Below are 22,446 nucleotides of genomic sequence, written 5' to 3'. Positions count from 1 at the left end.
ATCTACCGTGGGCGAACGACCACGTCAATCCGCAACGCACCCCGGCTCCATCGCCCACCGGAAGCAGGTGGATGGTCTGCGATTGTGGCGCGCTGAACGGGCCGTGGAAGCGGGCATACGAGGGGGCAAATTCCTCGACGAACCGCCCTTAACGCTGCCGGCGCGGGCAATAAAAGGTGGAGCGGCCGCTCTGCACGATGCGCCGGATGCCGCCCGTTTGCGCCGGCTCGCAGGTGCAGCCCGGGCACGCCTCGCCCTCGCGCCCGTAGACGGCCCAGGCGTGCTGGAACATGCCCAGCTCCCCGCTGGACTGGCGGTAGTCGCGCAGCGAGGAGCCGCCGGCCTCCACGGCGCGTTCCAAAACCCGCCGGATCGCCGCCGCCAGGTCCGCCGCCCGCTTGCCCTGCACCGCGCGCGCCTGCCGGCGCGGCGAGATCCCGGCAAAGAACAACGCCTCGCAGACGTAGATGTTCCCCAGCCCCGCCACGGTCGTCTGGTCCAGCAGCGCCGCCTTGATGGGGGTGCGCCGGCCGTCCAGCCGTGCCGCCAGCGCCGGGCCGTCGAACGCCGGGTCCAACGGCTCCGGCCCCAGGTGGCGCAGCAGGCGGTGCTCGGCGAGCGCGTTGTCGCTGGTCATCTCCACGATGCCGAAGCGCCGGGGATCGTTGAAGCGGATCTGCGCGCCCGCGTCCGTCACCAGCACCAGATGGTCGTGCGGCTCGAACGGCGCCTCGGGGTCCTCGGCCACCACCATGCGCCCCGACATCCCCAGATGCGCCAGCAGCACGCCGCCGTTATCCAGATGCAGCTGGATGTACTTCGCCCGCCGGGCCACGGCCGTCACCGTGCGGCCCGTCAGCCGTGCTTCCAGCCCCTCCGGCATGGGCCAGCGCAGCGCCGGGCTGCGCTGCACCACCCGCGCCAGCCGCCGGCCCGCAAGCACCGGCCGCAAGCCGCGGCATACCGTCTCGACTTCCGGCAGTTCAGGCATGGAAACACCGTGTGTTTCATCACATCTGTCACTCGACACCGGCGTTGCGTGGCGGGCGTTCGGGTCTCTCACGACCAAAGATGATCTTTGGAAACGCCTGTCACTCGACACCGGCGTTGCATGGCGGGCGTTCGGGTCTCTCACGACCAAGGATGGTCCTTGGACCATCCATACCGTCGGCTGGCCGAGACCTACACCTTCGGCCGAACGCGTCAATCTCGGCTGGGGCAGCGCCAAGCCCCGAGCGCATGCCCCAAACACACGGTGGTTGCCAAACGGGATGGAACACGCGCCGCCGCCCACGTAGGCTCGCGGCCATGAGCGAGCAGTTTCCCGATCGGCGCGCCTCGGACGGCTTCGTCCGCGGGGTCTTCACCTCGGTCGCGCGGCGCTACGACTTGATGAACGATCTCATGTCCGGCGGCGTGCACCGCTGCTGGAAGGACCGCATGGTGCGCCAGCTCGACCCACGCCCCGGCGAGACGGTGCTGGACGTCGCCGGCGGCACGGGCGACATCGCCTTCCGCATCCACGACCGCATGCGCGGCCAGGGGAACGTGGTCGTCTGCGACCTCACCGCTTCGATGGTCGAGGTCGGCCGCGACCGCGCCATCGACGGAGGCCGGCTCACGGGGCTGTCGTGGGTGTGCGGCGACGCCCAGCGCCTGCCCGTGGGCTCGGCGTCGGTGGACGCCTACACCATCGCCTTCGGGCTGCGGAACGTCACCGACGTCGACGCGGCGCTGGCGGAGGCTGCGCGCGTGCTGCGCCCCGGCGGCCGGTTGCTGTGCCTGGAGTTCTCGCGCGTCGTCTGGCCCAGCCTGCAGCAACTCTACGACGCCTATTCGCACGCCGTCCTGCCGCGCCTCGGCGAGGCCGTCGCGGGCGACCGCGAGAGCTACCAGTACCTCGTGGATTCCATCCGCCGCTTCCCCGATCAGCCCACCCTGGCGGAGCGCATGCGCGAGGCGGGCCTGGCGCGCGTGGGCTGGCGCAACTTCTCCGGCGGCATCGTCGCCCTGCACAGCGCCCGCCGGCTCTGATCCCGGCTTGCCTGCACGGCCCCGCGGCGCTAGCTTAATCACAGCTCGCCACCGTGGAATGTGCCGATGCCACCCGCCCCCGCCGGAAAACCCCTCGCCGGGAAACGTATCCTGCTCGTCGTCTCGGGCGGCATCGCCGCCTACAAGACGCCGGAGCTGGTGCGCCGCCTGCGCGAGCGCGGCGCGGCCGTGCGCTGCGTCCTCACCGAGGCGGGCGCGCGCTTCGTCACGCCCCTGGCGCTGGAGGCGGTGAGCGAGGACGTCGTCTACCGCGACCTCTGGGCGCTGACGGCGGAGTCCGGCATGGGCCACATCCAACTCAGCCGCGAGGCCGACCTGGTGGTGATCGCGCCGGCCAGCGCCGACCTCCTGGCGAAGCAGGCGAGCGGGCTGGCGGACGATCTGGCGAGCACGCTGCTGCTGGCTACGGACACCGAGGTGCTCGCCGCGCCCGCGATGAACGTGCGCATGTGGCAGCATCCGGCCACGCAGGCGAACGTCGAAACCCTGCGCCGACGCGGCGTGCGCGTCGTCGGCCCCGACGCCGGCGACATGGCTTGCGGCGAGCACGGGCCGGGGCGCATGGCCGAGCCCGAGGCCATCCGCGACGCCGTCGAGGCCCATTTCGGGGCGGACGCGCCCCTGGCCGGCCGGCGCGCGCTCGTCACCAGCGGGCCCACGCACGAGCCCATCGACCCCGTGCGCTACATCGCCAACCGCGCCTCGGGCCGCCAGGGCCACGCCGTCGCCGCCGCCCTCGCCCGGCTGGGCGCCGACACCACGCTCGTCACCGGGCCCACGGCCGAGCCCGATCCGGCGGGCGTCACCGTCCGCCACGTGGAAAGCGCGCGCGAGATGCTGACCGCGTGCGAGGCCGCGCTGCCCGTGGACGTCGCCGTCTGCGCCGCCGCCGTGGGCGACTGGCGCGCGGCCGAGGAAGCCGCGCACAAGTGCAAGCGCGAGGGCCGCGACGCCTGGGCGCTGGAGCTGGTGCAGAACCCGGACATCCTGGCCCGCCTCAGCCAGCCGGGGGCGAACCGGCCGCCCCTGGTCGTCGGTTTCGCCGCCGAAACGGACGCGGTGGTCGCCAACGCCCGTGCCAAGCGCGCCCGCAAGGGCTGCGACTGGATCGTCGCCAACGACGTCGCCCCCGGCACCGGCACCTTCGGCGGCGCGCACAACACCGTCCACCTCATCACCGGCGACGACGCGGAGCCGGAGGCGTGGCCGCGCCTCGCCAAGACGGACGTGGCCGAGCGCCTGGCCGCGCGCATCGCCGACAGTCTCGGAGAAGGGTCGTGAGCCTCACCATCCCCGTCGCCCAGATGCCGCACGCCAGCGACATGACGCTGCCGGCCTACGCCACGCCGGGCAGCGCCGGCATGGACCTGCACGCGGCCCTGACGGCGGACACGACCATCCACCCGGGCACGCACGCCCACATCCCCACCGGCATCGCCATCGCCCTGCCGGCCGGCTACGAGGCCCAGGTGCGCCCGCGCTCGGGCCTTGCGGCCAAGCACGGCGTCACCGTCCTCAACGCCCCCGGCACGATCGACAGCGACTACCGCGGGGAAATCGGCGTGCTGCTCGTGAACCTGGGGCCGCAGCCCCACACCGTGGCGCGCGGCGACCGCATCGCCCAGCTGGTGTTCGCGCCCGTACTCAACGCGGTTTGGTGGCCCGTGGCCGAGGTGTCCGGCGCCGCCGCGACCGACCGGGGCGACGGCGGCTTCGGCTCCACCGACTGACGCGCCCCCTGCCCAATTCGAACGCGATCTGACGAGGCACCATGCTCCGCCTGTCGAAGAAGCTGCTGTTCGCCATCGAGGCGGTGGTCGACATCGCCTACAACGCGGGCGCCCAGCCCGTGCGCTCGACCGAGATCTCGCGCCGCCAGGGCATCCCCCGGCGCTACCTGGAACAGGTGCTGCAGCAGCTGGTCCACCACGGCGTCCTCGCCGGCCAGCGCGGCCCGCGCGGCGGCTACCGCCTGGCCCGCGAGCGCCGCCGCATCACCGTGGGCGAGATCATCCGCATCGTCCGCCAGCTGGAGGGCAGCACCGACCCCACCGACGACAACGAGGGCTCGGAGATCGGGCGCACCGTCATCCGCCCCATCTGGCGCGACATGCAGGACGAGATGATGGCCCGCTTCGACAAGATGACCGTCGAGGATCTGTGCGACCGCGCGCGCAAGCAGGGCATCGTCTCCGAAGCCGCGCAGATGCCCGACTTCTCCATCTGACGGCGCGCCCGCGCCCGCAGCTGGTTGGCGGCGCTTGCCCCATCCCCCGGGTTGCACCGACAATCGCGGCCGCCGATGGAACCACCCGTTCCCCGCGAGGTGCCGCGATCGCCCGCACGCCGCTGCGATCGGACGTGAGAACGCTCACGGTCCGCTTCTACGAAGACGCCTGGAACCGCGCCGACGAATCGGCCGCCCGCGCGATCCTCTCGCCCTCGGTGCGCTTCAAGGGCACGCTGAGCGAGGCGAGCGAGGGCCCGGAGAGCGTGTTGCGCTACATGCGCGGCACGCGCGCCGTGCTGACGGGCTTCCGCTGCATCATCGACGACCTCGTCGTCGAGGAACCGCGCGCCGCCGCGCGCCTGACCTTCACCGGCACTCACGTGGGCACGCTGCTCGGCGCGCCGCCCACCGGCCGACAGGTCACCTGGTCCGGCGCCGGCTTCTTCACCGCCGCGCGCGGCCGGCTGAGCGAGATCTGGGTCGTCGGCGACATTGAGAGCCTGCGCGCACAGCTGTACGCGACACCCTGAACAAAGCGGCGCACAGCTGTACGCGACACCCTGAACAAAGCGGCGCACAGCTGTACGCGAGTTCTTGAGCGAACCAGCGCGCACCAGCACGCGACAACACCGTCAGCGGTCTTGCGCCCGGCCCGCGCGCGGGCCTAAATCCCGTCCCTGGAAGCCGCACACCGCGAAAAAGGCGCTCGCCATGTCGCAGCAAGACGCCCGCCTCGATGCTTCACCCAAGGCCCCGGGCCGCATCTACGACTCCCCGCTCGCCACCATCGGCGGGACGCCGCTGGTGCGCATGCCGCGGCTGAGCGAGCGCCACGGCGTCACGGGCGCGACCGTTCTCGGCAAGTGCGAGTACTACAACCCGCTGTCCTCGGTGAAGGACCGCATCGGCATGGCCATGGTCGAGGCCATGGAAGCCGAAGGCCGCCTGGACGCCGACACCGTCGTCATCGAGCCCACCTCCGGCAACACCGGCATCGCACTCGCCTTCGTCTGCGCCGCCAAGGGCTACCGCCTCATCCTCACCATGCCGGAGACGATGTCGGTCGAGCGGCGCAAAATGCTGCGCCTCATGGGCGCCGAACTCGTGCTCACCGACGGCAGCATGGGCATGCGCGGCGCCGTTGCGAAGGCGGAACAATTGCTGCACGACATGCCCAAGGCCGCCATGCCGCAGCAGTTCCGCAACCCCGCCAACCCGGAGATCCACCGCCGCACCACGGCCGAGGAGATCTGGACCGACACGAACGGCGAGGTGGACGTCGTCATCTCCGGCGTCGGCACCGGCGGCACGCTCACCGGCGTCGGCTCCGTGCTCAAGCAGCGCAAGCCGTCGGTGCAGATGGTCGCGCTCGAACCCGAGGACAGCCCCGTCCTCTCCGGCGGGCAGCCCGGCCCGCACAAGATCCAGGGCATCGGCGCCGGCTTCATCCCGGACAACCTCGACACCTCGCTGATCGACGAGGTCATCCGCATCGGCAACGACACCGCCTTCGCCACCTCGCGCGAAGCCGCCGCCGTGGAAGGCATGGCCGTCGGCATCTCCTCCGGCGCCGCCATCGCCGCCGCCATGGAACTCGGCCAGCGCCCGGACATGCAGGGCAAAACCATCGTCACCGTCGTCCCCTCGGCCGCCGAACGCTACCTCTCCACCCCCCTCTTCGACGGCATGTGACCAAGGATGATCCTTGGAACCGTCTGTCACGCGACACCGGCGTCGCGCGGCTGACGTACGGGTCTCTCACGACCAAAGATGATCTTTGGAAACATCTGTCATTTGACACCGGCGTCTCGCGGCGACGAATGGGTTCCTCACGACCAAGGATGATCTTTGGACCAAGGATGATCCTTGGAGCCCTCTGTCACGCGACACCGGCGTCGCGCGGCTGACGTACGGGTCTCTCACGACCAAAGATGCCGGCTGAAAACGTGTTGTGTGGCAACGGCCGACGGCCTTGCGCGCGGCGGGCGGCCGGGGCCATCTGAGCGGTCGAAGCTGCTGCCACGGAACCGGGTCATGGACCTCAACGACGAGCAGATCGAGCGCTACGCCCGCCACCTCGTGCTGCCGGAAATCCGCGAGGACGGGCAAGAACGCCTGCTGAACAGTTCGGTGCTGGTGGTCGGCGCGGGCGGCCTGGGCTCGCCGCTCTTGATGTATCTCGCGTCGGCGGGCGTCGGGCATCTGACGGTCGTGGACGACGACGTCGTCGACCTCGCCAACCTGCAGCGTCAGGTCATCCACGCCACGGCTGATGTCGGCCGCCCCAAGGTGGAGAGCGCGCGCGAGCGCATCCGCGCCATCAACCCCGAGATCGCGGTCGAGACGGTGCCCGAGCGCCTATCGGCCGACGGGCTGATCGACCTGATCCGGCGCCACGACCTCGTCGCCGACGGCAGCGACAACTTCGCCACGCGCTATCTGGTCAACGACGCCTGTTTTCTCGCGGCGCGGCCGCTCGTCTCCGCCGCCATCCACCGCTTCGACGGCCAGCTCGCCACCTTCCGCGCGTTCGAGCGGGGGCCGTGCTACCGCTGCGTCTTCGGCCCGCAGCCCGAGGCCGACCCCAAGCAGTCCTGCGCCGACGTGGGCGTGCTGGCGATGCTGCCGGGCGTCATGGGCTCGCTCCAGGCCACCGAGGTGGCGAAGGAGCTGCTTGGCGTGGGCGAGGGCCTGACCGGCCGCCTGCTGCTCTACGACGGCCTGCACACCACCTTCCGCACGATCACCACCAAGCCCGACCCCGCCTGCCCCCTCTGCGGCCCCGACGCCACGATCCGCGACCTGACCGCGACACCCGACGGCGGCGTGCGCGCGGGGTGACGGCGGACAGCCGTATCAACCACCGTCGGCCGTGAGCCGGGCATCCACGGTGTCCAGATGGGCGCGCAGGCAGCGCACGGCCGCGAGCAGGCCCAGGCTCGGCACGCCCGTCGCGCCGGCGCGCGCGGCGGCCGCGTCCACGCGGTCCGCCAGCACCTCCACGGCCTCCAGCGCCGCCAGGGCCTCGCTGACGGCGTCGTCCATCGCGCGGATGGTGGCCTCCGGCGTCCGCCCGGCGCCCGAGTCGCCGCCGCCCGAGTCCTCGCCCGCGCCGTCCCGCGCACACGCCGCATCCGCCATCACCAAACCCGCTGCTGAACATAGAATCCGTCGTTGATCGACGGGTTTGAGCATGGCCGATTGGACAGCGCGCCGTCAACCGCCTAGGGGCGTGGCAAACGAACGGCAGCGTCGAAAAGCGATGGCTCACGTCCCGATCATCACGGCGGAACAGTGCCGCGCCGCGCGCGGGCTCTTGGATTGGAGCCAGCAGGAATTGGCCGACGCCGCGCACGTCGGCACGGTCACGGTGCGCGGCCTGGAACGCGGCAAAACCCAGCCCCGCCGCCTCAGCGCCGAAGCCATCCGCGCCGCCCTGGAAAACGCGGGCGTCACCTTCCTCGACGGCGAGGAACCGGGGGTTCGGTTGCGCAAGGGCGCGAAACAGGTGCCCTTTTAAACAAGCGAGTTTTTCTGAATGTTACCAACTCTACAATCCAACCTTTTTCTTATTGTATCATTTATCATTCCAGGCTTTATAATATATTATATTAGGTCAAAATTTACAACAGGTCGAATGGAACGTGCAAATCGAATTTTGATCGAGCTAATCGCGCTCGGGGCGGTTAATTTCGCAGTATGGTCGTGGCTGATCGTCATCTGGTCCGCGTTCGAGGACGCGAACACCAATACGTGGTTGTCCGTGCTGATCTGGTTCGTCGTGGTGTTTTTATCCCCGATCGCGCTCGGTATCCTCGCCAGCTATGACACACAGCACGGTTGGTCCGAACGAGCTTTTCGAAAAATGGGACTTCATCCGGTGCATCCAGTGCCGGCTGCGTGGGACTATGTCTTCCCGCGGATCAGCACGGCAAATTGGGTTCTGATAACGTTCCATGATGGGAGTTTTGTTGGCGGCTTTTTTGGGCCAAAATCGTTTGCCTCTTCAGATCCCAGTGAGCGCGATCTCTATATTGAGCAAATATTTCATATAGAAGACGATAGGACGTGGCAAATGGGGCCGGAAGGGAAAGGAATCTTGATCAAAGACCAAGACATCGCATATATTGAGTTTATCGGCGTGGGAGGAAACGACGATGGCAAAGGATGAGACTGCGAAAGCTTCCAAGGGCCGGCTGGAGGAGGGCTATCAGCCGCTTGAAAAGGGCTATCGGCCGCAATCTCACGCGAAGCCGACGGATTACACGCCGCCGGTGGGCGGCAGCAGCGTGCAGCGCCCGCCAGCCGCGTCCGGCGGGACCGCATCCAGCCGCCCGGAGAACGGGTCCAATTCCAGCAGCGACAACACATAGGCTCGCGAGGCGCGCGTCCGGACCCTACCCGCTCCGATCCAGGCCCATCTGCCAGAAGTCGGCTTCCAGGCGCGTGGCGTCGCGGAAGAGGCGGCACAGCGCGGGCCAGCGGTCGGTCCGGGCGGGTTCGCGGCCGGCGCGCTTGGCGGCCACGCGGTCGATCTGGGCCACGGCCTTGCGCGAGACCTGCTGGAAGTCCGGGCCGCCGTACAGCTCGATCCAGTCGCGGTAGGGGTTGCCGTCCAGCCGCGTCGCCGGGTCGGCCAGCAGGTGCGCCCCGATCTCGCCGTAGCCGCAGGCGCACGGCGCCAGCGCCACCAGGAGGTCGAGCAGGTCGCCCGCGTGCCCGGCCTCCAGCACGTAGCGCGTGTAGGCCATGGTCGCGCGCGCTTCCGGCGTGGCGCGCATGTCCGCTTCCGACAGGCCCCAGCGCTCGCAGTACTGCACGTGGAGCCGCATCTCGGTGTTGAGCAGCGCCTCCACGGCCCCCGCCGACTCGCGCATCTCGTCCAGGTCGTCCGCCTTGTAGACGGCCAGCGCGTAGGCGCGCGCGAAGTGGATGAGGAAGAGGTAGTCCTGAATCAGGTAGTGCCGAAAGCTCGCCTCCGGCAGCGTCCCCTTGGCGAGCTGGCGCACGAAGCTGTGCCCGGTGTAGGCCGACCAGTCGTCGGCGCACGCGGCCTTGAGCTGGCCGACGAGGCTGGCGTCCGCGATGGGCGGCTCGGGCGCGGCCGGGGTGTCGCTCATCTCGCGCTGACTCCGCGGTCGGGTGGGCGATTCCGTCGCCGCAGATCGCCCACGCGGCCGCGCGCGTCAAGGCGCTGGGCGCTCACCGCTCCAGCATCTTGCGGCGTTCCTCGAACTCCTCGCGGTCGATCTCGCCGCGGGCGAAGCGCTTTTCCAGGATTTCCAGCGGGCTCTCGCCGGTGCGGCCGGACGCGGGCGGCTGGTGGGGGTGGTTCGTATGGCCGCCCAGCCAGCGCACGATCAGGACCACGACGGTCACCGCGACCGCCAGGAAGACGATCATCATCAGCGGGCCCATGATCCAGCCCCAGCCGCCGGGGCCCATCATGTGCTGCGGGCCGTAATAGCGCCCGCCTTCCTGTGCCACCGCCAGCGCCGGCGCACTCGCGCCCAGGGCGGCCACCGCCGCCATCGTGCGTGCAAACCGCATCGCGAACCCTCCTGTTGCTGCCGTCAGGCTCACGCCTTCCAGCGGGGGCCGGTCAAGGCGCCAATGCCATCCTGGCCGATCGCGCGGCCGAGGCGCCACGGCGCCGTCCGCGCGGCAGACGGGGGCCGGGCCGCGCTCTTGCTGACTGATGATTGTTGACAATCATCAGCGGCCGGTGACAGCCTTTCCGCCGGAAAATGGGTCGGCACGTGATCGCAAAGCGCCGCCCTCGGTCGTGCGAGCGTTCAAGACAACGCTCCCTGTCGAAGACCGCGTTCAAAAAAGGGGGACTTCGTGAAAATCGGTTTCATCGGGCTGGGCAACGTCGGCGGCAAGCTCGCCGGAAGTTTGGTTCGAAATGGATTCGACGTGACGGTCCGCGATCTGGACCCGTCGCTGGCTGAAGATCTTTTGAAGCAGGGCGCGCATTGGGCGGACAGCGCCAAGGAGCTGGCGGAGTCCGTGGATTTGGTCATTACCTGCCTTCCCAGCCCCGAGGTCAGCGCGACCGTCATGGAAGCGCCCGACGGGGTGCTCGCGGGCCTGGCGCCCGGCAAGCTGTGGCTGGAGATGAGCACGACCCTGGAATCCGAGGTGCGCCGCCTGGGCGCGCGCGTCAGCGAAACCGGCGCGCAGCCCCTGGATTCCCCGGTGTCCGGCGGCTGCCACCGCGCCGCCACCGGCAACATCTCGATCTTCGTCGGCGGCGAGCGCTCGGCCTTCGACAAGGCCTTCCCGGCGCTGCGGGTCATGGGCCGGCGCATCCTGCACACCGGCCCCGTCGGCAGCGCTTCGGTGCTGAAGGTGCTGACGAACTACGTGGCCTCGGTGAACCTCGCCGCGCTGGCGGAAGCTTGGGCCGTCGCCGCCAAGGCCGGCATGGACATGGCCACGACCTACGAAGCGATCAAAGCCTCCTCCGGCAATTCCTTCGTCCACGAGACGGAAAGCCAGGTCATCCTCAACGGCAGCTACAACATCAACTTCACCCTCGACCTCGTGCGCAAGGACCTGGGCCTGTTCCGCGAGCTGGCCGAGCGCAACCAGGTGCCCAAGGACGTCGCCGACACGGTCGAGCGCGTGTTCCACGACACCCAGGCCCGCTACGGCGACCGCGCCTGGTCGCCCAAGGTGGCCAAGCGCCTGGAGGACGCCTGCGGGGTGCAAATCCGCGCGGCGGGCTTCCCCGCGGAACTCGTGGACGACGAAGTCGAAGAGCCCGGCGTGGAAATCGGGCCGAGCCGCCTGCAACACGCCAGCTAACGAAGGACGCGACACGATGACCGACATCTCGCTCGACGCCATCGCCGAATGGACGCACCGGGACTGGCAGCAGTACGCCGCCAAGCTGCCCATCGACGGCCGCATGCTGTGCGGCGGCGACCGCGTCGACGCCGCCGACGGCGAAACCGTGGAAACCATCAACCCGGCCACGGGCGCGGTGGTGGGCCACATCGCCCGCGCGCGCAGCCGCGACATCGACCGCGCCGTCGCCGCCGGGGTCTCGGCGCACCGCGCCGGCGCGTGGTCGCGCATGGCCCCGCGCGACCGCGCGGCCGTGCTCTTCCGCTGGGCCGCGCTGATCGAGCGCCACGCCGCCGAGTTCTGCGCGCTCGACACCGTCGAGATGGGCCGGCCCATCGCCGACATGGTCCACGTGGACATGCCCGAGGCGCTGAAGACGATCCGCTTCTTCGCGGAATCCGTCGACAAGATCACGGGCACGACCACCGCCACCGCCAGCGACGTGCTGCACTACACGCTGCACCAGCCGCTCGGTGTGGTGGGCGCGATCTCGCCGTGGAACTACCCGCTGCTGATGGCGATCTGGAAGGTCGCCCCGGCGCTGGCCGCGGGCAACAGCGTCATCCTCAAGCCCGCCGAGCAGGCCGCGCTCAGCTCGCTGCGCATGGGCGACCTCTTCGTCGAGGCCGGCGGCCCGGCGGACGCCTTCGCCGTCGTGCCCGGCCTGGGCGAGGAAGCCGGCGCGGCGCTCGGCCTGCACATGCAGGTGGACAAGGTGACTTTCACCGGCTCCGCCGCCGTGGGCAAGGAGCTGATGAAGGCCGCGGGCGCGTCCAACCTCAAGCAGGTGGCGCTGGAGTGCGGCGGCAAGAGCCCGCAGCTGCTGTTCGCCGACCTGCCCGACCTGGACCGCGCCGTGGACGCCGCCATCGACGGCATCTTCGCCAACATGGGCGAGGTGTGTAACGCCGGCTCGCGCCTGCTGGTGCAGAAGTCGATTTACGACAAGGTCCAGCAGCGCTTCGCCGAGCGCGCGCCGGGCCGCTACGTGCCGGGCGATCCGCTCGACCCCAACGTCACCTGCGGTCCGCTGGTTGAGTACGCGGCGCAGGACCGCGTGCAGGGCTACAAGCTGTGCGCCGAGCGCGAGGGCGCCCGCAAGCTGTTCGAGGAGACGCTGCGGCCCGAATTGAGCGCCGGCGCCTATGTCGCGCCCACGGCCTACGCGGACGTGCGCCCGGACATGACGATCGCGCAGGAGGAGATTTTCGGCCCCGTGACGGCGATGATCCCCTTCGCCGACGAGGACGAGGCGATCCGCATCGCCAACGATTCCATCTACGGCCTCGCCGCCGGGATCTGGACCAGCAACCTGAGCACCGCGCACCGCTGCGTGCGCGATCTCGAAGCCGGGACGATCTGGGTCAACACCTTCGACGACGGGGACATGACCCAGCCCTTCGGCGGCTGGAAGCAGTCCGGCAATTCGCGGGACAAGTGCTTCGAAAGCATGCTCGAATACACCCAGAGCAAATCCGCCTGGGTGCAGGTGTAGGGGGCGGGTCGTCCGCCCCCCGTTTGCTCGCGGGCCGTCGCCGGGCCGTTTGTCCGTCTTTTCAAATCCGTTTTCAAAACGACCGAGGACAAACGGCCGCCCGTACCCGGCGGCCCGGGGCACCCACGAAGCTCGCAGCTTGGAGGTGCGACCATGAAACGTGGTATTTTGTTTGCCGTTACGATGGCGGCGACCGTCTCGGTGTCCGCCACGGCCAGCGCCCAGGACGCGGAAGAGCTCGCCAAGGATTTCAAGTGCGACACCGTTCGCTTCGCCCAGCCGCCGTGGACGGGGGTTTCCATCAAGACGGAAACCGCCGCCTGGATGCTGAAAAAACTGGGCTACGAGGTGGAGAACACCACGGCGTCGCTCGCCGTCAGCTACAAGGCGATGGCCGGGGACGACGTGGACACCATGCTTTCCCAGTGGTTCCCCTCGGCGCGCAGCATGTTCCGGCCCTTCGGCATTCAGGGCAAGTTGGACATCGTTTCCCCCAACCTGACCGGCGGCACCTACACCCTCGCGGTTCCGGACTACGTTTATGAAGCCGGTGTTAAAAGCATTGAAGATTTGGACGAATATAAAGACCGCTTCGGCGGCCAGATTTATGGGATCGATCACGGCAGTACCGGGAACGACACCGTCAAGTCTCTGATCAAGGACGACTACGCGGGGCTCGGCGACTGGGAGCTCACCCCCTCCAGCGAGGCGGGCATGCTCTCCGCGCTGGCCAACCACACCCAGGACGAGGAGTGGATCGTCCACCTCGCCTGGGCGCCGCATCCCATGAACATCAACCACGACATCAAGTATCTCGAAGGCGCGGCCGAGTACTGGGGCCCCAACAAGGGCGAGGTCATCGTGCAAACGGTCACGCGCGAGGGCTATGCCTGGGCGTGCCCGAACGTCGGCCAGTTCCTCGACAACTACGACTGGACCGTCGATGAGCAGAGCCTGGCCATGGAATACGTGCAGAACCAGGAGATGGAAGCCCTCGCGGCCGGCAAGCGCATGATCCGCGAGAACCCGGAGATGCTGGACCGCTGGTTCGACCGCAGCGGCATCTACCAGACCGGCGGCATCACCACCCTGAACGGCGAGAAGGCCGCGAAGCCGATCATCGCCAAGGCGGTGAAGGAGTAACCCGCTCCCCTTCCGGTGTTTAGGGCATGATGAGATCGGATCGGCCAGGCCAAAAGGCCAGCGCGCGCCGCAGGCCCGCAAACGATCCGGGCTCTGAATCATGCCCGCAACCGAAAGAGATTAGAGTGCGATGAGGCTCGCAGACTGATTCTGCGTCATCTCATCGCACTCGAGCGATCTGCCTGGAGCCCCGGCCACCCGGCCGGGGCTCTTTTTTCGGGGCTGTAAAACGGTCATTCGGCCGGCGCCGTCATCCGCATCTCGCCGAGCGCGCGGCGGACGATGGCGACCGCGGACCACACGAACAGGCCCGCGAGCCCGGCGGCCACGGCCAGGTCCGGCCAGGGACTCGACGACGCCCAGACGCCGCTGGCGGCCAGCACCACCGCCACGTTGCCGAGCGCGTCGTTGCGCGAGCACAGCCACACCGAGCGCACATTGGCGTCGCCCTCGCGGTGCTTCAGCAGGATCAGCACGCTCGCCAGGTTGGCGAGACAGGCGAGCACGCCCACGCCACCCATCACGCCCGCGTCGGGTACGCCGAGCACCAGGGTTTGGTAGGCCGTCGCCGCCAGCACCCAGACGCCGAGCGCGCCCAGGGTGACGCCCTTCACCAGCGCCGCGCGCGAGCGCCAGCGCAGCGCCATGCCCGCCACGGCGAGGCTCATGGCGTAGGTCAGGCTGTCGCCCAGGAAATCCAGGGCGTCCGCCTTCAATGCCTGGGAATCGCCCAAGCTTCCCGCCGTCATCTCCACGACGAACATGACCCCATTGATGGCGATGACGGCCACCAGCGCGCGCCGGAAGCCGGGCCGCGCGCCCGCCGAAGCGACCGTCTCGTCACACGAACAACTCACGTGCGAAAACCTCCTTGCCGCGCGTCCAGCCTACACGCTCACGCCGCCGCGGTCGTGGGCGCGGCCGGGCGTTGACCGTCAGCCGGTTGCACCGGGATGATGGCGGGCATCATGGACTTCTTTCCTGCCCCCGGGGCGTTCGGCGCCTCCGACCCGCTCTTCATCCTCCTCGCCGCGCTGGCCCTGGAAGCCTACGCCGGGGACTTCGTCGCGCGTCTGCCGTGGCTACCGCACCCGCGCGGGGTGATGGCGCGCGCCGCCGCCGACCTCGAACGCCGCCTGAACCGGCCCCAGCGCGGGCGCAACGCGCTCATCGTGCGCGGCGCGGCCGTGGCGGTCGGCCTGGGGATCGCGGCGCTGGCCTCGGGCGCCGGGATCGAGCTGTTCACCCGCCACTTCCAGTTCGCCTGGATCCTCGAGGTCATCCTTCTGGTGCCGCTGATCGGCCAGCGCGCCACGGGGCGCACGGCGGGCCGGCTGAGCGCCGCGCTCGACACCGGGCGGGTGGCGGATGCGCGCGAGCACGCCCGTGTCCTCGCCGGGGACGTTCTGGACCCGCAACGGCTGGACAAGCTGGACGCGCGCGGCATCGCCATCGCGGCCATCGGGGGGCTGGCGGAACGCTACGCCAGCGCGGTGGTGGCCCCGATCTTCTGGTATATCATTCTCGGCCTGCCGGGGGTCTTCCTGCAACAGGGGGTGCGCGTGGTCGCCGCCGTGGTCGCGACGGGCAACCGGCCCGGCGGCGGCGGCTACGACCCGGCGCGCGAGGGCGACTTCGCCTTCGCCGCCGTGCGCCTGAACACCGCGCTGGAGTGGATTCCCGACAAGATCGCCGGGCTGCTCATCATCCTGGCCGCCGCCTTCGTGCCCACGATGAAACCGCAAACGGCGCTGCGGCGGCTGAAGAAAGCGCCATGGTGGTCCATCGGCGCGCTCGGCGGGGCGCTGAACCTGCCGGCGCGGCGGGACCGCGTGCTCTCGCCGGCGGGCGCCCCCAGCGGCCACGAGGTGGGCCGCGCGCTGGCGATCTACACCGTGGCGTGCGTGCTCGACGTTGGGCTGGTGGCGCTCATCACCGTGCTTTACCACGGGCTGTGAGCGCCGCCCGAAAGCCGGATCAGCTGGTCTCGCGCGGCAGCTCGTTCACGGCCTCGTCGACCTCGTGGAAGCTCGGCTGGAGATGGCCGGGGATGTTGCCGCGCCCGACCTCGACCGCGACCTGGGGCGCGTAGCCGTTGGCCATGTTGATGATCACGTCGCGGATGACGTGGTAGAATTTATGTTCTTCCTCGTAGATCTGCTTCAGCCGGTTCGCGATCGGGCCGACGATTCCGTAGGACAGGAAGACGCCCAGGAAAGTGCCCACAAGCGCGCTGGCGATCAGATGGCCCAGCACTTCGGGCGGCTGATCGATGCTGGCCATCGTCTTGATGACGCCCAGCACGGCCGCGACGATCCCCAGCGCGGGCAGGGCGTCCGCGATCAGCGCGAGGGAATGCGCCGGCTGCAGGTGTTCCTTGTGCTGCTTTTCCAGGCGCGCATCGATGTAGTCCTCGACATGGTGGGGATTGTCCATGTCGAGCGTCAGCATGCGCAGCGTGTCCGCGGTCAGGGTTACCGCTTCCTCATCCTTCATGACGCGGGGATAGTTGGTGAAGATGGAACTCTCGCTGGGCTGCTCGACGTGACCCTCGATGGCGAGGTTGCCCTTCTGCTTCTGCAGGCGGGCGAGCTGAAACAGCAGACACAGCAGGTTGGTATAGTCCTTCTTGCCCCACTTGGCGCCCCGCACCACTTTCAAGAAGCCGCCGGCCGCCCGCTTCGCCACGGGCAGCGAGTTGCCGGTGATGAGCGCGCCCGTCGCGGCGCCGCCGATGATCATGAACTCAAATGGCAGCGCCTCCAGCACCACCTGGATCTTGCCGCCGGCCATGATGTAGCCGCCGAACACGCAAACCAGGACCACGCCGATACCAACGAGCGGCAGCATGTCAGCTCCTCGCGCCTCGCCCAGATTCAGCCACGCAGCCGGCGGGATAGCCTCGACAGGCTCAACAAATCGTAAAAACTTTTTGGGTACGTATCGCCGTCCCGACACGGCCGGCGGGAAATCCCGCCGCCGCTGCGGGGTGGCGACGGCCCCGCACAGCGCGTATACGGCGGTGTGACGGCACCTGGACCCCGCCGGGAAGGACCGCATGGCCGCATCCGACGCCGCCGACTTCAGCGAAATACGCCGTCTGGCGCACGAACTGCCGGCGGCGGACGAGGACGCCCGCGCCCGCGCCGCCGAGCAGCAGCGGGGCCTGGCCAAGCCGCCCGGCTCGCTGGGCCGGCTGGAGGCGCTGGCGGGCTGGCTCGCCGCCTGGCAGGGCAAGCACCCGCCCACGGCCACACGCCCCCACATCGCGCTCTTCGCCGGCAACCACGGCGTCGCGGCGCAGGGCGTTTCCGCCTACCCGCAAAGCGCCACGCAGGCGATGGTTCGCACCTTCATCGACGGCGGCGGCGCCATCAACCGCATCTGCGGGCTGATGGACGTGGACCTGCGCGTCTACGAGATGGCGCTGGACGAGCCCACGCGCGACTTCACGCGCGAGCCCGCGATGACGGAGGACGAGGCCGCGCGCGCCATGGCCTACGGCATGATGGCCGTGGACGGCGAGATGGACCTCATGGCGCTGGGCGAGATGGGCATCGCCAACACCACCGCCGCCGCCGCGCTCTCCGCCGCCGTCTTCGGCGGCCCGGCGCGCGACTGGGTCGGCCCCGGCAGCGGCCTGGACGAGGCGGGTGTCGCCCACAAGGCCGAGGTCGTCGCCACCGCCCTGCGCCTGCACGCCGACGGCTTCACCGACGGCCTGGAGATCCTGCGCCGCGTGGGCGGGCTGGAGCTTGCGGCCGTCGCGGGCGCGGTGCTGGCTTGCCGGCTGGCGCGCGTGCCCGTGGTCCTGGACGGCTACGCCGCCACCGCCGCCGCGGCCACGCTCACCACGCTCGCGCCGGGGATGCTGGATCACTGCGTCGTCGCGCACGTCTCCGCCGAGCCGGGCCATCGCCGCCTGCTGGACGCGCTCGGCATGCGGGCGCTGCAGGATCTGGACATGCGCCTGGGCGAGGCCACGGGCGCCGCACTGGCGATTCCCCTGATTCAGAGCGCTTGCGCCTGTCACACCGGCATGACCACGCTCGACGCCGCCGGTGTGACCCCATTGAGTTGAGACGGGAGCGAGGCAGCCGTGTCGATCGAGCGTGTCACCGTCCACGCGCTGACCCACACAGGCGGCATGCGCGCCCACAACGAGGACAGCCTGGCGGTGGGCGACTGGGTGGCCGTCAACGACCTGGAGCGGCCCAAAACGCTGCATCCCCAGCTGCCCGGCCCGGTGACGGCCATCGTCGCCGACGGCATGGGCGGCCACGCCAGCGGCGACGTCGCCAGCGAGGGCGCGACGCGCTACCTCGCCAAGCGCATGGGCCAGATCGCGCGTCCGGACCAGGCGGCGCAGCTTCTGCAGGAAGCCAACCGCCACCTCTACGAGATGATGGAGACGGGCGACGGCGCGCCCGGCATGGGCACGACCGTCGTGGCGCTGGTGCTGCGCCCGGACGAGGCCATCCTCGCCAACGTCGGGGACAGCCGCGCGTACCGCTGGCGCGCCGGCGAGCTGGTGCAGCTCAGCACCGACGACACGCCCGGCCCCAAGCTCGCCGACGGCCGCACGGCCGCCCACACGAGCCCCATGTTGACGCAGTCCCTGGGCGGGCAGAGCGGCTACGTCGAGGTGGCGGCGCACGCCGACACCGACACGCCGCAAGCCGGCGACCGCTACCTGCTCGCCAGCGACGGGCTCACCGATCTCGTCAGCCCCGACACCATCGGCGCGCGCCTGGCGGGCCTGGACGGCGCGGCGGCCGTGGAAGCGCTCTTCCGCGACGCCATGAATGAAGGCGGCAAGGACAACATCTCCATCGTCCTGGTGGAGGTGCAGGCGTGAGCGCGGCCGGGGATGGGGGGCTGCGCCTGGACCGCGCGACGAACCGCCTGAGCCACGGCGGCCGTGTGTTCGATCCCGCGCTGCGGACCTGGTCGGCGATGCGCGAGCCGGCGGACGGCGGCGAGCCCGTAACGCCGCGCGAGGCCGTGACCTGGCTTCAGCGCGAAAGCGGTCACCCCTGCCGCGTGCCCGTCGCGGTGTTGGGCACGCGCGACCCCACGCCCCAGCAGCACACGACCGCCGTGGCCGTGGGCGAAACCCTGGCGGGCATGGGCCTCACGGTCGTCTGCGGCGGCCTGGCCGGAGTGATGGACGCGGTGTGCCAGGGCGTCGCCGCGGCCGGCGGCACCAGCGTGGGGCTCCTGCCGGAAGGCGACTGGGCCACCGCGAACCCGCACGTCACCATCCCCATCGCCACCGGCCTGGGCGTGGCGCGGAACGCCGTCATCACGCGCGCCGGGCTGGCCGCGATCGCCGTGGGCGGCGGCCACGGCACCACCTCGGAAGTGGCCTACTGCCGCCAATTCGGCACGCCCATCATCGCGTTGGCCGACGCGCCGGTCCTCTCGGGCGTGATCCAGCGCGACAGCGTGGACGCCGCCGCCGAGGACGTGGCGCGGGCCGTGCTGGCGCTCCCGATCGCCCCCACCTGACCGGACACGCTGACCAGCCGTTCCGCCATCACGGCCACCCGCAAGGGGTGCGTCATTGCCGCCGTGGCCGCGCGCGCCGCCGCTCATCGTGCGGGCACCCTTCTGATCGCCGGGCGCGCCGGAACCGGGCAAGGGTCAATCCGGTCAAGGTATCATCGCTCTGGACGTAAAGTTTACCAGGATCTGAAAAATTCCTGCCGCCGACGCGGTGAACGAGAACGGCGGCTGAAACAGCGACGAAACTGACGATGGCTGCGACGACTCCGAGTAAGACTTCCCCTGCCACGCGGGGAGCCCCGTCCCGTTTCGGATTTACTTCCCAATAGCGCACGAGCAACGCGGCGTCACGCTGCTACCATCCGGCGACGCGATCGCGGAGCGCCGCCCAGGCGTTGCCGCGTGGCACCGATCCCGGAGGTGGAATCATGGCTGACCGTCGCACGCGCCGCCTGGGCGCCTACGCGCTCTTGGTCGCGCTCGGACTCTCGCAAGCCGGGTGCGGCGCCGTTTTGCTGGGCGCCGCGGGCGCTGGGGCCGGGTACGTGGCCGGCAACCATTACGCCTCGGAGCGGGCCGAGGAACGCGCCGAACAGCGCGCCGAGGCCGAGCCAGCCAAGGTTTCGCCGGCCGACGCCCCGCAAACGGCGGAGGCACCTCGGTCCGCCGACACCGAAACCGCCACGGCCGACTAGGCATGGGAACCGGCCCCGCGCCCGTCAGGCGGTCGCGGGGCTTTCCTGCGCCACGTGGACCGGCGGCGCGCTGCCGTCCTTCTCCACGCCGAAGTAGAGCGTTCGGTGGGGGAAGGGGATCTCCACGCCGTTCTCGTCGAAGACGCGCTTCATGCGCTCCAGGAAGGCGCGCTTGACGGCGAACTGCTTGAGCGGACGCGTCTTCATCCGCACGCGGATCTCCACGGCCGAATCGCCCAGGTTGTTGAGCCCGAAGACCTCCAGTTCGCCCAGGATGAAGGGCGACCACTCGGGGTCGTTGCGCAGCTCGTCCGCCACCCGATGCAGCAGGCGCACCACCTCCTCGGTGCGCTCGCGGTAGGCCACCCCGGCGTCGATCAGCGCGTAGCCGTAGCCCCGGTTGTAGTTCGTCACCGAGGTCACGTCGCTGAAGGGCAGGACGTGCACCGTGCCCGCGAGGTCGCGCAGCGTGACCGTGCGGATGGTCAGCCGCTCGACCTCGCCGGCGTGGCCGCCCGCCTCGATCCAGTCGCCCACCGAGAGGGCGTTCTCCATCAGCAGGAAGCCGCCCGTGATGACGTCCTTCACCAGCGCCTGCGCGCCGAAGCCGACGGCGAGGCCGATGACGCCGGCGCCGGCCAGCAGCGGGCCGATGTCGAGACCGATCTGCGACAGCACGATCATCGCCGCGATCACCGTCAGCGCGATGCGCACCACGTTGTGCACGAGCGGCAACAGGGTCTGCTTGCGCGTGCTCGCCCCCGTTTCGCTCTCGCGTGACAGCGAGCGCTCGATCAGGATCGAGGCGACCTCCCAGGCGACGAAGGTGCCGGCCACGATCAACGCGATGCTGACCAGGTTCGCCACCAGCGCGCTGCCGTGGTCCGAGGTCAGCCACGCCAGCGAGCCCAACCCCCAGGCGTGCAGCACCGCAAGCACCGCGAGCACGGCGATCACGCCCGTGATCAGCCGGCGCACCGGCCCCTCATAGCGCGCGGCGCGTTGCGGCAGGCCGGGCACCCGGTCCGCGAAGCGCTCGGTGCTGCGGAACAGCCGCACGATCAGCGCCGCACCCCCGCGCACGGCGAGCTGCGCGCCCACCACCACGAGCAGCGTCAGCGCCAGCGCCCGGGCGAGGAAGGCGAAACCGCCCGGCACCTCCAGCGCCCAGGTCAGGTAGAGCGCCACGACCACCAGGCTGGCGAGCAGGTGCCAGACGTCGGCGAGGCGCGCGCGCACCATGCCCACGGCCTGCGGCACGCGCACGCGCGGCAGGCGGCGGCGCTCGCCCGATTCCCCGGGCTCGCGGCGCAGGACGGCGGCAACCTCGCCCCGGTGGCGCAGCACGAAGCGCACCGCGATCACGGTCAGGCCCAGCCCCAGCAGCTTCATCAACACGCCCTGAGCCGGCGCCGGCAGCCCGAGCAGCAGCGCCGCTTCCAGCAGGAAGAAGCCGTAGACCGCGAGCTGCACGAAGCCCCGCGCCCAGCGGTAGAGGCTGTGTGCCCCCTCGTCGCTGAGCGGCACCAGCCGCAGCGCCGGCGCGTGCGGCACCAGCAGGAAGCGCGCCGCCACCAGCACCAGCGCCACCAGCACGTGCGCGTTCACCAGCGTCAGCGCCACGAGTCGCGTTCCGGGACCGGGGCCGAGCGCGGGCAGCACGGCGTAGGCCACGCCCGCAAAGGCGGCGATGGGCACGAGATCCAGCAGCGTCCGTCCCAGCAGGTAGAGCGCGCGCAGCCCCAGCCCGGCGGCCAGCCGGTCCGCGAGCGCGTGGCGCGGCCGGCGCAGCAGGCGGGCGGCGATCCACGACGCCAAGGCCCCGGCCGCCAGCGTAACGACCAGGCGCACCAGCATTTCCGCCCACTGCCGCAGCACCGCCGGGTCGCTCGCCTTCGCCGCGAGCCCCGCCACGGCGCCGGGAACCGCCGCGGCCGTGGCGGCGGCGCTGTCGAGCTGCTCGGCGACGACGCCCATGCGCGCGTTCACGCCCGCCAGCAGGCGGCCGCCCAGGCCCTGCGGCTGCGGTTCCGCTTCGGGCTCGGCCGCGCGCTCGGCCTGGATCAGGGCTTGCAGCTCCGCCTTCAGCTCCGCCCGCGCCTCGGGATCGTCCAGCTTCTGGATCAGGCGCTCGACGGCCTGGCGATCCACCGGATCCTCGGCGGCTTGCGCTTGCGCCGTCGCGGGAAGGGCGGCAGTCAGGCCGGCAAGCAGCACGGCCAGCAGGGCGGTCAGGCGGCAAACGCGCAGCATCATGGGGCTCGTACGGACATTGTGGTTGAACGAAGGTGTCGATACGGGCTCGGTTTCGACATGTAAAGCACGTGCCTTGACGAGCCGCCTCGCGCGGGCGTAGACACGCTCAGTCCATAGCCACCGTCCCGGTGTCGTCCAGCTCCCGGTCGCATCAGCCTGCGGGGAGCTCCGCCAGTCCGCGAGGGGTCGCGCACTGGCGCGTTTGGTGC

25 protein-coding genes are annotated in these 22,446 nt (G+C 70.2%); 18 read left to right on the top strand and 7 right to left on the bottom strand.

Translation table 11 applies throughout. From position 1 onward, the window contains the following. Positions 1-148 precede the first annotated feature (148 nt). Positions 149-991, bottom strand: a complete 843-nt coding sequence (mutM, locus tag BLQ43_RS08065; RefSeq protein ID WP_090019633.1) for a bifunctional DNA-formamidopyrimidine glycosylase/DNA-(apurinic or apyrimidinic site) lyase — start codon at positions 989-991, stop codon at positions 149-151. Between the two features lie 317 nt (positions 992-1,308). Here mutM and BLQ43_RS08060 point away from each other — a divergent pair, with 317 nt between their 5' ends. From BLQ43_RS08060 to BLQ43_RS08030, 7 genes are all read left to right on the top strand, one after another. Beyond that, on the top strand, positions 1,309-2,034 hold the full coding sequence (locus BLQ43_RS08060) for a class I SAM-dependent methyltransferase (protein ID WP_090019632.1): 726 nt from the start codon (positions 1,309-1,311) through the stop codon (positions 2,032-2,034). Between the two features lie 66 nt (positions 2,035-2,100). Next, positions 2,101-3,336: a bifunctional phosphopantothenoylcysteine decarboxylase/phosphopantothenate--cysteine ligase CoaBC gene (gene coaBC, locus BLQ43_RS08055; RefSeq protein ID WP_090019631.1), complete on the top strand. Its 1,236-nt coding sequence runs from the start codon at positions 2,101-2,103 to the stop codon at positions 3,334-3,336. Then, a complete protein-coding gene (gene dut, locus BLQ43_RS08050) occupies positions 3,333-3,785 on the top strand; it encodes a dUTP diphosphatase (RefSeq protein ID WP_090019630.1) in 453 nt (150 codons plus the stop codon). Before coaBC ends, dut begins: the two co-directional genes overlap by 4 nt. 41 nt (positions 3,786-3,826) lie before the next feature. Beyond that, the gene (locus tag BLQ43_RS08045; protein WP_090019629.1) at positions 3,827-4,282 is read left to right on the top strand and encodes an RrF2 family transcriptional regulator; all 456 of its coding nucleotides are present in this window, start codon (positions 3,827-3,829) and stop codon (positions 4,280-4,282) included. Positions 4,283-4,416: 134 nt separating this feature from the next. Then, entirely contained in the window at positions 4,417-4,815 is a 399-nt protein-coding gene (locus BLQ43_RS08040; RefSeq protein ID WP_176758582.1) for an ester cyclase, read from the top strand. A 181-nt stretch (positions 4,816-4,996) separates the two neighbouring features. Then, the gene (cysK, locus tag BLQ43_RS08035) at positions 4,997-5,977 is read left to right on the top strand and encodes a cysteine synthase A (RefSeq protein ID WP_090019627.1); all 981 of its coding nucleotides are present in this window, start codon (positions 4,997-4,999) and stop codon (positions 5,975-5,977) included. 342 nt (positions 5,978-6,319) lie between these two features. Continuing rightward, the gene (locus BLQ43_RS08030) at positions 6,320-7,126 is read left to right on the top strand and encodes a HesA/MoeB/ThiF family protein (protein WP_090019626.1); all 807 of its coding nucleotides are present in this window, start codon (positions 6,320-6,322) and stop codon (positions 7,124-7,126) included. Between the two features lie 15 nt (positions 7,127-7,141). Here the strand turns inward: BLQ43_RS08030 and BLQ43_RS08025 are convergent, their stop codons facing one another. Then, a complete protein-coding gene (locus tag BLQ43_RS08025) occupies positions 7,142-7,426 on the bottom strand; it encodes a hypothetical protein (RefSeq protein WP_090019625.1) in 285 nt (94 codons plus the stop codon). Between the two features lie 121 nt (positions 7,427-7,547). Here BLQ43_RS08025 and BLQ43_RS08020 point away from each other — a divergent pair, with 121 nt between their 5' ends. The 3 genes from BLQ43_RS08020 to BLQ43_RS14355 are packed head-to-tail and all read left to right on the top strand — an operon-like array spanning position 7,548 to position 8,658. Further along, a complete protein-coding gene (locus BLQ43_RS08020; protein ID WP_090019624.1) occupies positions 7,548-7,805 on the top strand; it encodes a helix-turn-helix domain-containing protein in 258 nt (85 codons plus the stop codon). Between the two features lie 18 nt (positions 7,806-7,823). Then, positions 7,824-8,456 carry a DUF6338 family protein gene (locus tag BLQ43_RS14360; RefSeq protein WP_245659512.1) on the top strand — a complete coding sequence of 211 codons (633 nt, stop codon included), beginning with the start codon at positions 7,824-7,826 and terminating at the stop codon, positions 8,454-8,456. Further along, positions 8,443-8,658 carry a hypothetical protein gene (locus tag BLQ43_RS14355; protein WP_143006200.1) on the top strand — a complete coding sequence of 72 codons (216 nt, stop codon included), beginning with the start codon at positions 8,443-8,445 and terminating at the stop codon, positions 8,656-8,658. The genes BLQ43_RS14360 and BLQ43_RS14355 overlap by 14 nt, the downstream gene beginning before the upstream one ends. Positions 8,659-8,682: 24 nt before the next feature. Here the strand turns inward: BLQ43_RS14355 and tenA are convergent, their stop codons facing one another. Next, positions 8,683-9,405 (bottom strand): thiaminase II, encoded by a 723-nt coding sequence (gene tenA / locus BLQ43_RS08015; RefSeq protein ID WP_090019623.1) that lies wholly within the window; start codon positions 9,403-9,405, stop codon positions 8,683-8,685. A gap of 82 nt (positions 9,406-9,487) precedes the next feature. Then, complete coding sequence (locus BLQ43_RS14745) at positions 9,488-9,835, bottom strand: SHOCT domain-containing protein (RefSeq protein WP_218119158.1); 348 nt, start codon at positions 9,833-9,835, stop codon at positions 9,488-9,490. 294 nt (positions 9,836-10,129) lie between these two features. On the opposite strand from BLQ43_RS14745, the gene BLQ43_RS08005 reads away from it, so the two are divergent. From BLQ43_RS08005 to BLQ43_RS07995, 3 genes are all read left to right on the top strand, one after another. Then, positions 10,130-11,098, top strand: coding sequence for an NAD(P)-dependent oxidoreductase (locus tag BLQ43_RS08005; RefSeq protein ID WP_090019622.1), 969 nt, complete (start codon positions 10,130-10,132; stop codon positions 11,096-11,098). A gap of 16 nt (positions 11,099-11,114) precedes the next feature. After that, a complete protein-coding gene (locus BLQ43_RS08000) occupies positions 11,115-12,635 on the top strand; it encodes an aldehyde dehydrogenase family protein (RefSeq protein WP_090019621.1) in 1,521 nt (506 codons plus the stop codon). A 153-nt stretch (positions 12,636-12,788) separates the two neighbouring features. Next, complete coding sequence (locus BLQ43_RS07995; protein WP_090019620.1) at positions 12,789-13,778, top strand: glycine betaine ABC transporter substrate-binding protein; 990 nt, start codon at positions 12,789-12,791, stop codon at positions 13,776-13,778. Between the two features lie 233 nt (positions 13,779-14,011). Here BLQ43_RS07995 and BLQ43_RS07990 read toward each other — a convergent pair whose 3' ends face one another. Beyond that, positions 14,012-14,635, bottom strand: a complete 624-nt coding sequence (locus BLQ43_RS07990) for a cation efflux transmembrane domain-containing protein (RefSeq protein WP_281217567.1) — start codon at positions 14,633-14,635, stop codon at positions 14,012-14,014. Positions 14,636-14,746: 111 nt separating this feature from the next. Here BLQ43_RS07990 and BLQ43_RS07985 point away from each other — a divergent pair, with 111 nt between their 5' ends. Next, positions 14,747-15,736: a cobalamin biosynthesis protein gene (locus tag BLQ43_RS07985; RefSeq protein ID WP_176758581.1), complete on the top strand. Its 990-nt coding sequence runs from the start codon at positions 14,747-14,749 to the stop codon at positions 15,734-15,736. A 19-nt stretch (positions 15,737-15,755) separates the two neighbouring features. Here BLQ43_RS07985 and motA read toward each other — a convergent pair whose 3' ends face one another. Then, a complete protein-coding gene (motA, locus tag BLQ43_RS07980) occupies positions 15,756-16,628 on the bottom strand; it encodes a flagellar motor stator protein MotA (protein ID WP_090019618.1) in 873 nt (290 codons plus the stop codon). 208 nt (positions 16,629-16,836) lie between these two features. On the opposite strand from motA, the gene cobT reads away from it, so the two are divergent. The 4 genes from cobT to BLQ43_RS07960 all read left to right on the top strand — a co-directional run bounded on the left by cobT (position 16,837) and on the right by BLQ43_RS07960 (position 19,981). Continuing rightward, positions 16,837-17,859, top strand: a complete 1,023-nt coding sequence (cobT, locus tag BLQ43_RS07975) for a nicotinate-nucleotide--dimethylbenzimidazole phosphoribosyltransferase (RefSeq protein WP_090019617.1) — start codon at positions 16,837-16,839, stop codon at positions 17,857-17,859. Positions 17,860-17,877: 18 nt separating this feature from the next. After that, positions 17,878-18,636 carry a PP2C family protein-serine/threonine phosphatase gene (locus BLQ43_RS07970; protein WP_090019616.1) on the top strand — a complete coding sequence of 253 codons (759 nt, stop codon included), beginning with the start codon at positions 17,878-17,880 and terminating at the stop codon, positions 18,634-18,636. Then, positions 18,633-19,289, top strand: a complete 657-nt coding sequence (locus BLQ43_RS07965; protein WP_090019615.1) for an SLOG cluster 4 domain-containing protein — start codon at positions 18,633-18,635, stop codon at positions 19,287-19,289. The genes BLQ43_RS07970 and BLQ43_RS07965 overlap by 4 nt, the downstream gene beginning before the upstream one ends. A gap of 425 nt (positions 19,290-19,714) precedes the next feature. Beyond that, positions 19,715-19,981 (top strand): hypothetical protein, encoded by a 267-nt coding sequence (locus BLQ43_RS07960; protein WP_090019614.1) that lies wholly within the window; start codon positions 19,715-19,717, stop codon positions 19,979-19,981. A 24-nt stretch (positions 19,982-20,005) separates the two neighbouring features. Here BLQ43_RS07960 and BLQ43_RS07955 read toward each other — a convergent pair whose 3' ends face one another. Further along, positions 20,006-22,237 (bottom strand): mechanosensitive ion channel family protein, encoded by a 2,232-nt coding sequence (locus tag BLQ43_RS07955; protein ID WP_090019613.1) that lies wholly within the window; start codon positions 22,235-22,237, stop codon positions 20,006-20,008. Between the last annotated feature and the right edge of the window lie 209 nt (positions 22,238-22,446).

Source organism: Limimonas halophila (assembly GCF_900100655.1).
GTDB lineage: Bacteria > Pseudomonadota > Alphaproteobacteria > Kiloniellales > Rhodovibrionaceae > Limimonas > Limimonas halophila.
Note: the sequence above shows the minus strand (reverse complement) of the source record. Positions and strands in the feature narration are given on the sequence as shown.